We start from the raw sequence: 14,894 nt of genomic DNA, 5'->3' as shown, positions 1-14,894 counted from the left end.
ATATAATAAAAATTTAATGTTTCAGATCTAAGAAATACGCGGTTCGCTGCTTATTTGTCATTCATCGGGGGAAGGGAATACGCGTTTCGTCTCGCGCGCTCATCATCGCTTTTATCCGGTGAGACATATTGTCAGGGGGTGCCCTGCGGGACGGTGGTAAAATCAGTGGCGTGCGGCATGATGCATGAAGGGCGTAGCTAAGCGGGGACTTATGCATGAAATTGCATGATTATGCGAAGGGCGTTTTTCAGGACTTTTTGACCGTTTTTCCTTAACCAGTTCCAGTTGCGTCAACCGGTTAACACAAAATCATCGATTGCGTAACCTGAAACCAGATGGCTTTTACTGATATTAACGGGTCTGTATCATAATTTTCTAATTATGAGGCAATTTCGCTGGCTCCCTGATTGCGGGGTCGATAACCTGATTCTGTTTCACGGCAGAACCACAATAAGAAGAGAGTAATTATGAGTAACGCTGATATTCGCATGGCCATTGTTGGTGCCGGTGGCCGTATGGGCCGCCAGCTGATTCAGGCCGTCACTGATACCGAAGGCGTGGTATTGGGCGCAGCGCTGGAACGTTCCGGTTCTTCCTTAGTGGGCGCCGATGCAGGCGAACTGGCGGGTGTCGGTTCAGCGGGCATAACGGTGCATGACAATCTGGAAACCGTGGCGGATGACTTCGATATTCTGATCGACTTCACCCGTCCCGAAGGCACACTGGCGCATCTGGAATTTTGCCAGAAACACCATAAAGGCATGATTATCGGCACTACGGGCTTTGATGACGCCGGGAAGGCCGCAATTAAAGAGGCTTCAGAGGTGATCCCGGTGGTTTTCGCGGCCAACTTCAGCGTGGGCGTGAATGTGGTCCTCAAGCTGCTGGAAAAAGCCGCCAAAGTCATGGGCGACTATACAGATATTGAAATCGTGGAAGCGCACCACCGTCATAAAGTTGATGCACCATCAGGGACTGCGCTCGCGATGGGTGAAGCGATTGCCGATGCCTTAGGGCGTGATCTGAAAGATTGCGCGGTGTACGCACGGGAAGGGCATACCGGTGAGCGTGATCCAAAAAGCATTGGGTTTGCCACCATCCGTGCAGGCGATATCGTCGGGGAACATACCGCGATGTTTGCAGATATCGGGGAGCGTGTTGAGATAACTCACAAGGCTTCCAGCCGCATGACATTCGCAAATGGCGCTGTTCGTGCGGGTAAATGGCTTTCTTCCCATAAAAGCGGTCTTTATGACATGCGGGATGTGCTGGGTTTAGATGATTTGTAATCCATAGTTTAGATGTGATGTGGTTGTTTTGATCATAATCTTTTGATAAAAGGGCAGTTCCTTGATTGCCCTTCTCTTTTTTATTGAAAATATCGTCCTGGTGTTTATTTTTAGCTGTAACCCGTATTTTTCATTCTTTTCGTCAATTATGAAGTGTGGGTTGCTTGTTTTTTGAACGCCGCGACTTCCCCGTCTTGTTACAAATCCGCTTTCTTCGTCATTTTTCAGACATCCTGTTCCGCAAACGGTTACTATGCTTACTTAGACTGTCTTTTTATGGCGGTAAGCGCGCGTTTTCGCTGAGTGGTGCAAAAAACAGAGAAATATTGGTGCTTTTGGTAGACAAACCCGACGGCCATCATTAGAATGCGCGCAATTTGCCAAAAATTGGCTTTGGGAGCGATTTTTGCATTGATTTAGATCGGGTTATCTGAATTAATATGCAGATATTGTGATTTATTATTCTTGGAGGATGCTTTGATAAAGTCAGCGCTATTGGTTCTGGAAGACGGAACCCAATTCCACGGTCGGGCCATCGGGGCAGAAGGGTCGGCAGTGGGGGAAGTGGTCTTCAATACGTCGATGACCGGTTATCAAGAAATCCTCACTGATCCTTCCTATTCCCGCCAGATTGTCACTCTCACTTATCCCCATATCGGTAATGTCGGCACCAATGCCGCTGATGAAGAATCCTCCGCAGTACACGCTCAGGGCCTGGTCATTCGCGATTTACCTCTGATTGCCAGCAACTACCGCAGTGAAGAAAACCTTTCTGATTACCTCAAGCGCAATAACATCGTAGCCATCGCCGATATTGATACCCGCAAACTGACCCGTCTGTTACGTGAAAAAGGCGCACAGAACGGCTGCATTATCGCGGGCGATTCACCGGATGCTGAACTGGCGCTGCAAAAAGCCAAAGCGTTCCCGGGCCTGAAAGGCATGGATCTGGCGAAAGAAGTGACCACGACGGAATCTTACAGCTGGCAACAAGGAAGCTGGACGCTGGAAGGCGAATTGCCTGAAGTGAAGAAAGCTGAAGACCTGCCATTCCACGTAGTGGCTTATGACTACGGCGCGAAACGCAACATCCTGCGCATGCTGGTGGATCGCGGTTGCCGCCTGACGGTGGTTCCGGCGCAGACCCCGGCAGAAGACGTGCTGAAAATGAATCCGGACGGCATCTTCCTGTCCAACGGACCGGGCGACCCGGAGCCTTGCGACTACGCTATCGCGGCCATCAAAACTTTCCTGGAAACCGACATTCCGGTCTTTGGCATCTGCCTCGGACATCAGTTACTGGCACTGGCCAGCGGCGCGAAGACGGTGAAAATGAAACTCGGCCACCACGGCGGTAACCACCCGGTGAAAGATCTCGATAAAGATATCGTGATGATCACCGCACAGAACCACGGCTTTGCGGTGGATGAATCTGACCTGCCAGCCAGCCTGCGCGTGACCCACAAATCTCTTTTTGACCATACGGTGCAGGGTATCCACCGTACCGATAAAGCGGCGTTCAGCTTCCAGGGCCACCCTGAAGCCAGCCCGGGCCCGCACGATGCGGCACCGCTGTTTGACCACTTTATCGAACTGATTGAAGCTTTTCGCACAAACAACGCCAGATAACAGGAGCGAATAAAAAATGCCAAAACGTACAGACATAAAAAGCATCCTGATTCTGGGCGCCGGCCCGATTGTTATCGGCCAGGCTTGTGAATTTGACTACTCCGGTGCACAGGCGTGTAAAGCGCTGCGTGAAGAGGGTTACCGCGTCATTCTGGTGAACTCCAACCCGGCCACCATCATGACTGACCCTGAAATGGCGGACGCGACCTATATCGAGCCAATTCACTGGGAAGTGGTGCGCAAGATTATTGAGAAAGAACGTCCGGACGCCGTGCTGCCAACCATGGGCGGCCAGACCGCACTGAACTGTGCGCTGGAACTGGAACGTCAGGGCGTGCTGGAAGAATTCGGCGTGACCATGATTGGCGCGACCGCAGACGCCATTGATAAAGCCGAAGACCGTCGCCGTTTCGACGTGGCGATGAAAAAGATTGGTCTGGACACCGCGCGTTCCGGTATCGCACACACCATGGAAGAAGCGCTGGCGGTTGCCGCTGACGTCGGCTTCCCGTGCATCATTCGTCCTTCCTTCACCATGGGCGGCACCGGTGGCGGTATCGCGTACAACCGTGAAGAGTTTGAAGAGATTTGCGAACGCGGTCTGGATCTTTCCCCGACCAAAGAGCTGCTGATTGATGAGTCGCTGATTGGCTGGAAAGAGTACGAGATGGAAGTGGTGCGTGATAAAAACGACAACTGCATCATCGTCTGCTCTATCGAAAACTTCGATGCGATGGGCATTCACACCGGTGACTCCATCACTGTCGCCCCGGCGCAGACCCTGACCGACAAAGAATATCAAATCATGCGTAACGCCTCGATGGCGGTACTGCGTGAAATCGGCGTAGAAACCGGCGGCTCTAACGTCCAGTTCTCGGTGAACCCGAAAAACGGCCGTCTGATCGTTATCGAAATGAACCCGCGCGTATCACGTTCTTCCGCGCTGGCGTCTAAAGCGACCGGTTTCCCGATTGCCAAAGTGGCGGCGAAACTGGCCGTCGGTTACACCCTCGATGAACTGATGAACGACATCACCGGCGGCAAAACCCCGGCCTCTTTCGAACCGTCTATCGACTACGTAGTGACCAAAATTCCTCGCTTCAACTTCGAGAAATTTGCCGGTGCCAACGACCGTCTGACCACGCAGATGAAATCTGTCGGCGAAGTAATGGCGATTGGCCGCACTCAGCAGGAATCTCTGCAAAAAGCCCTGCGCGGTCTGGAAGTGGGCGCGAGCGGTTTCGACCCGAAAGTGAGTCTGGATGACCCTGAAGCACTGACCAAAATCCGTCGCGAGCTGAAAGAAGCCGGTGCCGAGCGTATCTGGTACATCGCTGATGCCTTCCGTGCCGGTATGTCGGTTGACGGAATCTTCAACCTGACCAACGTTGACCGCTGGTTCCTGGTGCAGATTGAAGAACTGGTGAAACTGGAAAATGAAGTGGCCGAAGGCGGCTTCAACATCCTCACCCACGATTACCTGCGCATGCTCAAGCGTAAAGGCTTCGCGGATCTCCGTCTGGCGAAACTGGTCGGCGTTTCAGAAAGCGAAGTGCGCAAACTGCGCCACAAATACAACCTGCATCCGGTCTACAAACGTGTGGATACCTGTGCGGCGGAATTCTCAACCGATACCGCCTACATGTATTCAACGTATGAAGAAGAGTGCGAATCCAACCCGACCAACGACAAGCCAAAAATCATGGTGCTGGGCGGCGGTCCAAACCGTATCGGTCAGGGTATCGAGTTCGATTATTGCTGCGTACACGCCTCACTGGCGCTGCGCGAAGACGGTTACGAAACCATCATGGTTAACTGTAACCCGGAAACGGTGTCTACCGACTACGACACTTCCGACCGTCTGTACTTTGAATCCGTAACGCTGGAAGACGTGCTGGAAATCGTGCGTATCGAACAGCCGAAAGGCGTGATTGTTCAGTATGGCGGCCAGACTCCGCTGAAACTGGCGCGTGAACTGGAAGCCGCTGGCGTGCCGATTATCGGCACCAGCCCGGATGCGATTGACCGCGCCGAAGACCGTGAACGTTTCCAGCAGGCGGTTAACCGTCTGGGTCTGAAACAACCGGCAAACGCCACGGTCGCGACCATCGAACAGGCTGTCGAAAAAGCGGCGGGTATCGGTTATCCGCTGGTGGTGCGTCCTTCTTATGTGCTGGGCGGCCGTGCGATGGAAATCGTTTACGACGAAATCGACCTGCGTCGTTACTTCCAGAATGCCGTCAGCGTGTCTAACGATGCGCCGGTGCTGCTGGACCGCTTCCTTGACGACGCCGTAGAAGTTGACGTTGATGCCATCTGCGACGGCGAGCGCGTGCTGATTGGCGGCATCATGGAACACATCGAACAAGCTGGCGTGCACTCCGGTGACTCCGCATGTTCACTGCCTTGCTACACGCTGAGCCAGGAAATTCAGGATGTGATGCGTCAGCAGGTCGAGAAACTGGCCTTTGAGCTGAGTGTTCGCGGTCTGATGAACGTCCAGTTCGCTGTGAAGAACAACGAAGTCTACCTGATTGAAGTCAACCCGCGTGCTGCGCGTACCGTACCGTTCGTCTCCAAGGCGACCGGCGTGGCGCTAGCGAAAGTGGCGGCGCGCGTGATGGCGGGGCAGACTCTGGCGCAGCAGGGCATCACCGAAGAAGTGATCCCACCTTACTACTCCGTAAAAGAAGTGGTGCTGCCGTTCAACAAATTCCCTGGCGTTGACCCGATTCTGGGGCCGGAAATGCGCTCTACCGGTGAAGTCATGGGCGTGGGCCGTACTTTCGCCGAAGCCTTTGCCAAAGCGCAACTGGGAAGCAACTCCGGTATGAAGAAAGCCGGTCGCGCACTGTTGTCGGTTCGTGAAGGCGACAAAGGCCGCGTGGTGGATTTAGCCGCGAAACTGCTGAAACGCGGTTTCGAGCTGGATGCGACGCACGGCACCGCAGTGGTACTGGGCGAAGCCGGGATAAACCCGCGTCTGGTCAACAAGGTGCATGAAGGCCGTCCGCATATTCAGGACCGTATCAAGAACGGTGAATATGTGTATATCGTGAACACCACGGCGGGACGTCAGGCGATTGAAGACTCCAAGCTTATCCGTCGCAGCGCACTGCAATACAAAGTGCATTACGACACCACGCTGAACGGTGGTTTCGCTACGGCGATGGCGCTGTCATCTGACCCGACTGAACAGGTGATCTCAGTGCAGGAGATGCACGCCAAAATCAAAGGCTAATGGCATAATCGACCGGTAACAGTCGGCAAAAGGCGTGGCGGAAGCTGCGCCTTTTCTTTTTATGCCCGTCATACTTCCTTTCGCAAATGCGCTGGCTGCATTCAGTCACCCGAATGACTTACCTGTGTAAGCTCATCGGTATTTCTTTACTTGCCGCCTTCCTGCGATTCGAATTATTTGGTGATAACACGTGCACTTTTTACCAGAAAGCCCAAAATTGCGTATGCTGAAGTAAAGCTAATAAGACAAGAGACCTGCATGATTTTAATAATTTACGCCCATCCTTATCCGCGTCATTCAAGAGCCAATCAGGGGCTGTTGTCGGCAGTCAGTGATTTGCCCAACGTCGAAGTGCGTTCGCTCTACGACCTGTATCCCGATTTCAATATCGACATCGCCGCTGAACAGAAAGCGGTTGAACGCGCGGATTTGGTGGTTTTTCAGCATCCAATCCAGTGGTACAGCCTGCCGCCGCTGATGAAACTGTGGATCGACAAAGTGCTCGAACACGGCTGGGCGTACGGCCATGAAGGCAACGCGCTCAACGGCAAACATTGTCTGTGGGCGGTGACCACGGGCGGTAACGAGCATCATTTTGAGCTGGGCGATCACCCTGATTTTGACGTGCTGGCGCAGCCGTTACAGGCGACAGCCATTTATTGCGGTATGCACTGGCTGCCATATTTCGCTGTGCACAATACGTTTATTTGCGATGAGGCAGCGCTGAAAGCGGCGGGCGAAGAATACCGCCGCCGTCTGACCGCCTGTCTCAGCCTGAAAGAAGGCTGTCCGCCGGAGGTGAGTCTTGGATAATCATAACCTGATGATTGAAGGGCTGATTTATCTCGGCTCGGCGGCGCTGTTTGTGCCGATTGCTGTGCGCCTGGGACTGGGGTCGGTGCTCGGTTACCTGATTGCGGGCTGCATTATCGGGCCGTGGGGGCTGAAACTGGTCTCCGACGCGGAGTCGATTCTGACCTTTGCCGAAATCGGTGTGGTGCTGATGCTGTTTGTCATCGGGCTGGAGCTGGATCCTAAACGGCTGTGGACGATGCGGGCCTCGGTCTTTGGCGGCGGCAGCATTCAGATGGTTGGCTGCGGCGTGGTGCTCAGCGTATTCTGTTATTTCCTCGGACTGGACTGGAAAATTGCGCTGCTGATTGGTCTGACGCTGGCGCTGTCTTCCACGGCGATTGCCATGCAGGCGATGAGTGAGCGCAGCCTGACGCCTTCACCGATTGGCCGCAGTTCGTTCGCCGTGTTGCTGTTCCAGGATATTGCCGCGATCCCGCTGGTGGCGATGATCCCTTTACTGGCGAGCACCGGTGAAGCGACAACGCTGATGAGTTTTGGTTTGTCCGCCGCAAAAGTGGCCGGTGCGCTGGTGCTGGTTATCCTGCTCGGACGCTATGTCACGCGGCCCTTGCTGCACTTTGTCGCCCGCTCCGGTATGCGCGAAGTGTTCAGTGCCGTCGCGCTGTTTCTGGTTTTCGGTTTCGGTATTTTGCTGGAAATGGCAGGTATGTCGATGGCGATGGGCGCGTTTCTGGCGGGCGTATTGCTGGCAAGCTCTGAATACCGTCACGCGCTGGAAAGCGATATCCAGCCGTTCAAAGGTCTGCTGCTCGGCTTGTTCTTTATCGGTGTCGGTATGTCGATCGACTTCGGCACGCTGGTCCATCAGCCGTTGCTGATCGCCACGTTGCTGGTCGGATTTATGGCGCTGAAAGCCGCTTTGCTGTGGCTGGTTGCGCCGTGGCTGGGTGTGCCGAAAAAGCAGCGCGGCCTGTTTGCCATCCTGATCGGGCAGGGCAGTGAGTTTGCATTTGTGATTTTCAGTACGGCGCAAATGGCGGGCGTATTGCCGGTGGAGTGGTCGAAAGCCCTGACGCTGGCCGTGGCGCTGTCAATGGCCGTCACGCCATTACTGCTGGTGGTATCCGCACGGCTTGAGCGTAATGCACCGAAAGATGACCGTCCGCATGACACCATTGATGATGAAAACGCGCAGGTGATTATCGCCGGTTTCGGACGTTTTGGTCAGATTGCCGGTCGTTTGTTGCTGGCGAACAATGTGCACACCGTGGTACTGGATCACGACCCGGACCATATCGAAACGCTGCGTAAGTTTGGCACTAAAGTTTTTTACGGCGATGCCACCCGGGTGGACTTGCTGGAGTCGGCCGGTGCCGCGCAGGCCAAAGTACTGATTAACGCCATCGACGATGTGGAAGCTAACCTTCAGCTGACCGCACTGGCGAAAGAACATTTCCCGAACCTGAAAATCATTGCCCGTGCCCGCGATGTCGATCACTGGTATCAGTTGCGTCAGCTGGGCGTGGAAGCGCCGGAACGTGAACTGTTTGAAGGCTCGCTGCGCGTGGGCCGCGATGTGCTGGAAGCGCTGGGGCTGGATGCCTATGAAGCCCGCGAGAAAGCCGATCTGTTCCGCCGCTATAACCTGAAAATGCTGGAAGCGACGATCGAGAATTATGAAGATACCGAGTTCCGTATCGCCAGCATGCAGCGTGCGAAAGATATGCTGACAGCCGCCATTGAGCAGGATCAGGAACGTCTGGCTTCCGGTCAGCAGCAGGGCTGGCGCGGCAGTATTGACGGAAAAGCGCCGGAAAAAGAGGTGATTGAGGCGAAGGGATAAAGACGCGTAAAAACAGAAAACCGGTGCCTGATGCACCGGTTTTTTTCTTCCGGATATCAGCTCAGGGCGACTTTAATGCCCAGCCCAATCAATACCCCGCCCAGCAGTTTATCAATCAGTTTCTGTGCTTTCGCCAGACCGCGGCGCACCGGCGGGCTTTGGATCAGCAACGCCAGCGATGGCCACCAGATGACCGACAATCCGACGATAATCGAGGCGTACCACAGTTTCTCACCGAAGGTGGAATTGATCTGCAAGACCTGTGTGAACATCGCCAGGAAAAACAACGTCGCCTTGGGATTCAGCAGGTTACACAGATAACCCTGCACGAACGCGGTACGCAGTTTCACCTGCTGAGGTTCCAGACCATCAAGGTTCATCTTGCTGTTGCTGCGTGAGAACAACGCCTGAATCCCCACCCAGATCAGATAGGCCGCGCCGACATATTTCAGCAAATCGAATAACCACGGTGTGGTGGTGATCACCACCGCCAGACCTGCCACGCAGTAAGACATGTGCGTAATCACGCCACAAATCACACCGAGCGAGGTCATCAGTGCCGCGATACGCGGATAGCGGGCCGCATTTTTGATCACCAGAAAGAAATCAGGGCCGGGAGAGAGCATGCCGAGGAAGGCGATACTGGCAACAAAAAGGGTGGTTTCAAGCATGAAAATAACCGTCGTCAATGTTCAGAACAAAAGAAGGCGGCATGATACGCCAATCCTCCGTAAGTTAAATCACTCTTAGGGCTTTTTTTGCAGGCAGCTATACTGATCTTTCGCGCGGCTGTACCGTTATCGCCCCGGCGTGTAAGCCCCGTTGTACATCGCGGAGTGATAATGCAAAAGCCGGTGAGCGCAAGCAGAGTGATCCTCTGAATTATCCGCAATACTGCCGGTTTATGACCGAGATTTGGCGGATGGGCTGGTGCTTTTGAGGGGGAATATCCCGCACAGGTCATTGCTCTCTTATATCTTTGTAAAGCGTGAGTCTTCCTATCGACGGCTGATGGGGCTTTCCGTATAGTGGCAGCTCTTTTTTGGGGTCACGCACAAATTCCTTATCTACACAGGGCTTCACAATGATTATTAGCCTGATCGCCGCACTGGCGACCGATCGCGTTATTGGCATGGAAAACGCTATGCCTTGGCATTTACCTGGTGATCTGGCCTGGTTTAAGCGTAATACGCTCAACAAACCTGTCATCATGGGACGCAAGACGTTTGAGTCAATCGGACGCCCTTTGCCTGGCCGGCTGAATATCGTCATCAGTTCAAACCCTGGTGAGCATGACGGCGTGACCTGGGTAACCTCTGTTGACGCTGCACTGGCGGCTGCCGGTGATGTCGAAGAAGTGATGGTGATGGGCGGGGGACGGGTTTACGAACAGTTACTGCCAAAAGCCAACCGTCTGTATCTGACCCACATTGATGCGGAAGTGGAAGGGGACACGCATTTCCCTGACTACGAGCCGGATGACTGGGAAAGCACCTTCAGCGAATTCCATGATGCCGATGAGCAAAACTCACACGGTTATTGCTTCGAAATCCTCGATCGTCGCGTCTGATTTCAGGATCGCGTAAAACAGAAAAAGGCACCTGTCACGGTGCCTTTTTGCTTTCTGAGGAACAGCGAGGGGGTTAAATCGCTTTCGGGATCTCAGCGTGTTCTTTTTCGCTCTGGCGGTTTGAAGGCTGAGTGAAATAGGTTTTGTCTTCCCAGCGCAACATCGTCAGATCACCGCCCCAGCAGCAGCCGGTATCCAGCGCATAAATGCCTTCCGGCGCCCCTTTTCCTTCCAGCGAGGCCCAGTGTCCGAAAGCGATACTGTAGCCCGCTTCCTGCAATGGACCCGGAATATCAAACCAGGGTTTCAGCGGTTTCGGCGCATTTTCCGGCACATCTTTGCAGATCATATCCAGCTGACCGTTCGGGAAACAGTAACGCATGCGCGTGAAGGCATTGGTGCTGAAACGCAAACGTGCCAGACCGGTCAGTTCAGGATGCCAGTTGTTCGGCATATCGCCGTACATTGCATCCAGAAACAGCGGATAGGTGTCGCTGCTCAGCACGGATTCCACTTCACGGGCGCACATCTGCGCCGTTTCGAGGTCCCACTGAGGCGTGATCCCGGCGTGCGCCATGACCAGCTTCAGTTCCTCGTCTACCTGCAACACCGGCTGACGGCGTAACCAGTTGATCAGCTCATCCGCATCCCCGGCTTCAAGCAGAGGCGTGATGCGATCTTTCGGCTTGTTGAAACTGATGCCGGCGTACACCGCCAGTAAATGCAGATCGTGATTACCCAACACCATACGCACGGCGTCGCCCAGGCCGCTGACAAACCGCAGCACTTCGAGAGAGGACGGCCCTCTTGCGACCAGATCGCCGGTCAGCCAGAGCACGTCATGTTGCGGATTAAAATCCACCTGCGCCAATAGCGCCTTGAGTTCATCGATGCAACCGTGAACGTCACCAATAAGATATGTCGACATGAGGATTAATTGATCAGCGTAGGGATGGCGAGGCGGAAGACCGGAACCGGCACACGGAAGGATTCACCGTCTTGTGCGACCATTTCATAATGGCCTTCCATCGTGCCCAGCGGCGTTTCTAAAATCGCGCCACTGGTATAGTGAAATTCATTGCCAGGCAGGATCAGCGGCTGTTCGCCGATGACCCCTTCACCCTGGACTTCAGTCTGGCGGCCATTACTGTTGGTGATCAACCAGTAACGACGCAGCAGTTGCACGTTAAAACGCCCCAGATTGCGGATGGTAATGGTGTAAGCGAAGACAAAGCGTTCTTCTTCCGGTATCGACTGTGACTCAACGTAGATACTTTGCACCTGAACACAAACACGGGGCGAATTAAGCATAACGCTACTCCTGAGGTTCCGGATTCTTAGGTCGTGTGGATAACCAGTTAGCCAGTTTACAGAATTGCTCTACAGAAATATTTTCAGCACGCATGCTGAGATCTAAGCCCAGTTCGGTCATTTGTTCCGGAGTGAACAGGTGGCCGAGGCTGTTGCGCACGGTTTTACGACGCTGGTTAAAGGCGTCAGTCGTCAGGCGGCTCAGAATGCGAATATCCGGTACCGGATACGGGATCACTTCATGCGGCACTAAACGCACCACGGCGGATTCGACTTTAGGCGCCGGTGTGAAGGATTCAGGTGGCACTTCCAGCACCGGGATCACGTTACAGTAATATTGCGCCATCACCGTTAAACGACCATACGCTTTGCTGTTCGGGCCTGCAACCAGACGATTAACCACTTCCTTCTGCAACATAAAGTGCATGTCTTTGATGGCGTTGGTATAGGTGAACAGGTGGAACATCAGCGGCGTAGAAATGTTGTACGGCAGGTTACCAAAAACGCGCAGTGGCTGGCCGAGTTCTTCAGACAGTTCGCCGAAATTGATTTTCATTGCATCGGACTGGATGACGCGCAGCTTGCCCTGAAACTTAGGATTATTTTCCAGGCGCGTAGCCAGATCGCGGTCGAGTTCGATCACCGTCATGCTGTCCAGACGTGAAGCGACCGGCTCAGTTAATGCCGCCAGACCCGGACCGATTTCTACCACAGCTTCGCCCGGCATAGGGTGAATGGCCGATACGATGCTGTCGATAACAAACTGATCGGTTAAGAAGTTTTGCCCAAAACGTTTACGGGCAAAGTGACCTTGGTGGACTCTACTATTCATTGTTGTTATTTATCGTTGCTGTTATTTGCCATGTGAATGGCGAGATTTATTGCTGTCTTGAAACTGCCCGCATCAGCGGTGCCGGTAGCGGCGAGTTCAAGGGCGGTACCGTGATCAACGGAAGTCCGGATAAAAGGCAGGCCAAGCGTGATATTCACTGCGCGACCGAATCCCTGATATTTTAGCACCGGAAGGCCCTGATCGTGATACATCGATAAAACAGCATCGGCATGTTGCAGATATTTAGGCTGGAATAACGTATCAGCGGGCAGCGGGCCGATGAGATTTATCCCTTGCTGGCGCAGTTCGTCCAGTGCAGGAATGATAATGTCGATCTCTTCGTGCCCCATGTGGCCACCTTCGCCCGCATGTGGATTCAGACCACACACATAAATTTGCGGCTCGGTAATACCAAATTTCGTTTTCAGATCATGATGCAAAATGGTGATCACTTCATGCAGGCACTGGCGCGTAATCGCACCCGGCACAGCCAGTAAAGGCAAGTGCGTGGTCGCCAGCGCCACACGTAATTCCTCTGTCGCCAGCATCATCACAACACGGTCGCAATGGCTGCGGTCAGCAAAGAATTCGGTATGGCCGATGAAGGGAATGCCAGCATCATTGATAATGCTTTTTTGAACCGGACCGGTGATCAGCGCCGCGAACTCGCCTTTAATGGCACCGTCGCAGGCTCGCGCCAGCGTTTCTACCACATAGGGCGCATTGGCGACATTGAGTTGTCCGGCGGTGACCGGAGCGGCGAGCTTAACGGGTAATATCGTCAATGTTCCGGCGGCCTGTGGCTCTGCCGGTCTGCCTGACTGATAATCGCGCAGGCGGATCGTCAGACCCAGTTTAGCGGCCCGTTCAAGCAGTAAGGCCGGATCGGCACATACCACTAACTCAACAGGCCATGCCTGCTGAGCCAGCGCCAGTACCAGATCCGGCCCAACCCCGGCTGGCTCGCCGGGGGTGATGACCACAGATTTTGTCACGGAAGTATTATTTTCCATTACCATCCATAATTTTCACATAAGCTTCAGCACGTTGTTCCTGCATCCAGGTCTGCGCTTCTTCTGCAAATTTACGGTTGAACAGCATGCGGTAAGCACGTTCTTTCTGAGCAGCATCGGTTTTATCAACCTGACGGGTATCCATCAGCTGAATCAAATGCCAGCCGAACGACGAGTGAACCGGTGCGCTCATTTCACCTTTTTTCAGGTTCATCAACGCATCGCGGAACGCCGGATCGTACATGTCCGGAGACGCCCAACCTAAATCGCCGCCCTGATTGGCAGAACCCGGATCCTGAGAAAGCTGTTTCGCTTCATCCGCGAAGGTGGCTTTGCCGCTCTTAATATCCGCTGCAACCTGTTCAAGTTTGGCACGCGCCTGCGCATCGGTCATGACGACAGACGGTTTCAGCAGGATGTGACGGGCATGAACTTCAGTCACCGAAACGGTTTTGTTATCGCCACGGATATCATTCACTTTCAGGATGTGGAAACCCACACCTGAGCGGATCGGGCCGATAACCTGACCTTTCTGCGCGGTGCTTAATGCCTGCGCAAACAGGGAAGGCAGTTCCTGCAATTTGCCCCAACCCATGTTGCCGCCTTTCAGCGCCTGGGAATCGGCAGAGTAGGTGATAGCCAGCTTGCCGAAATCCGCACCGTTGTTCAGATCGGTCACGATTTTCTTCGCCAGTTCTTCCGCAGCATCGACCTGATCCTGCGTCGGGTTTTCCGGCAATGGCAACAGAATGTGGCTGAGGTTGAATTCAGCACTGCCGCCGTTTTGTGCCGCGACCTGTTTAGACAACTGATCCACTTCCTGCGGCAAAATGGTGACGCGACGACGGACTTCGCTGTTACGTACTTCGCTGATGATCATTTCCTTGCGGATCTGAGCGCGGTAAGTGTTGTAGTTCATGCCGTCGTAAGCCAGACGGCTGCGCAGCTGATCAACAGAGATGTTGTTTTGCTGTGCGATACCGGCAATGGCTTTATCCACATCCTGATCGGTCGGGGTGATGCCCATCCGGCTGGCCATCTGTAACTGGATCTGATCCATGATCAGACGGTCAAGGATCTGGTGACGTAATGTCGCATCATCCGGCAGCTGTTGTTTAGCCTGCTGAGCCTGCTGTTTCACGGAATTAAACAGACTGTCTACGTCACTTTGCAGCACCACGCCGTTGTTCACGACGGCAGCAACTTTATCAACTTCCTGAGGGGCTGCAAACGCAGTGCTGGCACAAAGCGTCACGCCGAGGAGAAGTGTTCTCCAGTTCTTCATACTTTTTCCATTTGTCTAATCCGCAAGCGCGGGTTTCAAGTTCACTGAGTTTAAATTGTCGTCGG

General features: G+C 53.8%; 12 protein-coding genes. 6 read left to right on the top strand and 6 right to left on the bottom strand.

Annotated elements, in window-relative coordinates; genetic code table 11:
- Nucleotides 1–467 precede the first annotated feature (467 nt).
- The 5 genes from dapB (at nt 468) to kefC (ending at nt 8,818) form a co-directional block, all read left to right on the top strand.
- The gene (gene dapB, locus J9880_RS04385; RefSeq protein ID WP_232770135.1) at nt 468–1,289 is read left to right on the top strand and encodes a 4-hydroxy-tetrahydrodipicolinate reductase; all 822 of its coding nucleotides are present in this window, start codon (nt 468–470) and stop codon (nt 1,287–1,289) included.
- A 477-nt stretch (nt 1,290–1,766) separates the two neighbouring features.
- Complete coding sequence (gene carA, locus J9880_RS04380; RefSeq protein WP_119822508.1) at nt 1,767–2,918, top strand: glutamine-hydrolyzing carbamoyl-phosphate synthase small subunit; 1,152 nt, start codon at nt 1,767–1,769, stop codon at nt 2,916–2,918.
- A 16-nt stretch (nt 2,919–2,934) separates the two neighbouring features.
- Nucleotides 2,935–6,159 carry a carbamoyl-phosphate synthase large subunit gene (carB, locus tag J9880_RS04375; protein ID WP_119822509.1) on the top strand — a complete coding sequence of 1,075 codons (3,225 nt, stop codon included), beginning with the start codon at nt 2,935–2,937 and terminating at the stop codon, nt 6,157–6,159.
- A gap of 258 nt (nt 6,160–6,417) precedes the next feature.
- Nucleotides 6,418–6,972: a glutathione-regulated potassium-efflux system oxidoreductase KefF gene (kefF, locus tag J9880_RS04370; protein WP_095925275.1), complete on the top strand. Its 555-nt coding sequence runs from the start codon at nt 6,418–6,420 to the stop codon at nt 6,970–6,972.
- Nucleotides 6,965–8,818 (top strand): glutathione-regulated potassium-efflux system protein KefC, encoded by a 1,854-nt coding sequence (gene kefC, locus J9880_RS04365; protein ID WP_095924614.1) that lies wholly within the window; start codon nt 6,965–6,967, stop codon nt 8,816–8,818. The genes kefF and kefC overlap by 8 nt, the downstream gene beginning before the upstream one ends.
- 56 nt (nt 8,819–8,874) lie before the next feature.
- Here kefC and J9880_RS04360 read toward each other — a convergent pair whose 3' ends face one another.
- A complete protein-coding gene (locus J9880_RS04360; RefSeq protein WP_095924615.1) occupies nt 8,875–9,489 on the bottom strand; it encodes a LysE family translocator in 615 nt (204 codons plus the stop codon).
- Between the two features lie 413 nt (nt 9,490–9,902).
- Between J9880_RS04360 and folA the strand changes: the two genes are divergently transcribed.
- Nucleotides 9,903–10,388, top strand: coding sequence for a type 3 dihydrofolate reductase (gene folA / locus J9880_RS04355; protein ID WP_095924616.1), 486 nt, complete (start codon nt 9,903–9,905; stop codon nt 10,386–10,388).
- Nucleotides 10,389–10,461: 73 nt separating this feature from the next.
- Here folA and apaH read toward each other — a convergent pair whose 3' ends face one another.
- Genes apaH through surA form a run of 5 tightly spaced genes read right to left on the bottom strand, consistent with a single transcriptional unit; the run spans nt 10,462 to nt 14,829 of the window.
- Nucleotides 10,462–11,316 carry a bis(5'-nucleosyl)-tetraphosphatase (symmetrical) ApaH gene (gene apaH, locus J9880_RS04350; protein WP_131693377.1) on the bottom strand — a complete coding sequence of 285 codons (855 nt, stop codon included), beginning with the start codon at nt 11,314–11,316 and terminating at the stop codon, nt 10,462–10,464.
- A gap of 5 nt (nt 11,317–11,321) precedes the next feature.
- Nucleotides 11,322–11,699: a Co2+/Mg2+ efflux protein ApaG gene (apaG, locus tag J9880_RS04345; protein ID WP_095924618.1), complete on the bottom strand. Its 378-nt coding sequence runs from the start codon at nt 11,697–11,699 to the stop codon at nt 11,322–11,324.
- Nucleotides 11,700–11,703: 4 nt separating this feature from the next.
- Nucleotides 11,704–12,531, bottom strand: coding sequence for a 16S rRNA (adenine(1518)-N(6)/adenine(1519)-N(6))-dimethyltransferase RsmA (gene rsmA, locus J9880_RS04340; RefSeq protein ID WP_095924619.1), 828 nt, complete (start codon nt 12,529–12,531; stop codon nt 11,704–11,706).
- Nucleotides 12,532–12,536: 5 nt separating this feature from the next.
- On the bottom strand, nt 12,537–13,544 hold the full coding sequence (gene pdxA, locus J9880_RS04335; protein ID WP_232770134.1) for a 4-hydroxythreonine-4-phosphate dehydrogenase PdxA: 1,008 nt from the start codon (nt 13,542–13,544) through the stop codon (nt 12,537–12,539).
- Nucleotides 13,534–14,829: a peptidylprolyl isomerase SurA gene (gene surA / locus J9880_RS04330; RefSeq protein ID WP_095924621.1), complete on the bottom strand. Its 1,296-nt coding sequence runs from the start codon at nt 14,827–14,829 to the stop codon at nt 13,534–13,536. The genes pdxA and surA overlap by 11 nt, the downstream gene beginning before the upstream one ends.
- Nucleotides 14,830–14,894 lie beyond the last annotated feature (65 nt).

The sequence above is a fragment of the Rahnella victoriana genome (assembly GCF_021276285.1).
Lineage (GTDB): Bacteria > Pseudomonadota > Gammaproteobacteria > Enterobacterales > Enterobacteriaceae > Rahnella > Rahnella victoriana.
This window is presented reverse-complemented; position numbering and strand designations above follow the sequence as displayed.

What these genes read in the sequence shown, in the direction of transcription:
- J9880_RS04360 (WP_095924615.1), bottom strand. Translation starts at nt 9,489, where the DNA reads ATGCTTGAAACCACCCTTTTTGTTGCCAGTATCGCCTTCCTCGGCATG.
- surA (WP_095924621.1), bottom strand. Translation starts at nt 14,829, where the DNA reads ATGAAGAACTGGAGAACACTTCTCCTCGGCGTGACGCTTTGTGCCAGC.
- apaH (WP_131693377.1), bottom strand. Translation starts at nt 11,316, where the DNA reads ATGTCGACATATCTTATTGGTGACGTTCACGGTTGCATCGATGAACTC.
- carB (WP_119822509.1), top strand. Translation starts at nt 2,935, where the DNA reads ATGCCAAAACGTACAGACATAAAAAGCATCCTGATTCTGGGCGCCGGC.
- rsmA (WP_095924619.1), bottom strand. Translation starts at nt 12,531, where the DNA reads ATGAATAGTAGAGTCCACCAAGGTCACTTTGCCCGTAAACGTTTTGGG.
- folA (WP_095924616.1), top strand. Translation starts at nt 9,903, where the DNA reads ATGATTATTAGCCTGATCGCCGCACTGGCGACCGATCGCGTTATTGGC.
- apaG (WP_095924618.1), bottom strand. Translation starts at nt 11,699, where the DNA reads ATGCTTAATTCGCCCCGTGTTTGTGTTCAGGTGCAAAGTATCTACGTT.
- kefF (WP_095925275.1), top strand. Translation starts at nt 6,418, where the DNA reads ATGATTTTAATAATTTACGCCCATCCTTATCCGCGTCATTCAAGAGCC.
- pdxA (WP_232770134.1), bottom strand. Translation starts at nt 13,544, where the DNA reads ATGGAAAATAATACTTCCGTGACAAAATCTGTGGTCATCACCCCCGGC.
- dapB (WP_232770135.1), top strand. Translation starts at nt 468, where the DNA reads ATGAGTAACGCTGATATTCGCATGGCCATTGTTGGTGCCGGTGGCCGT.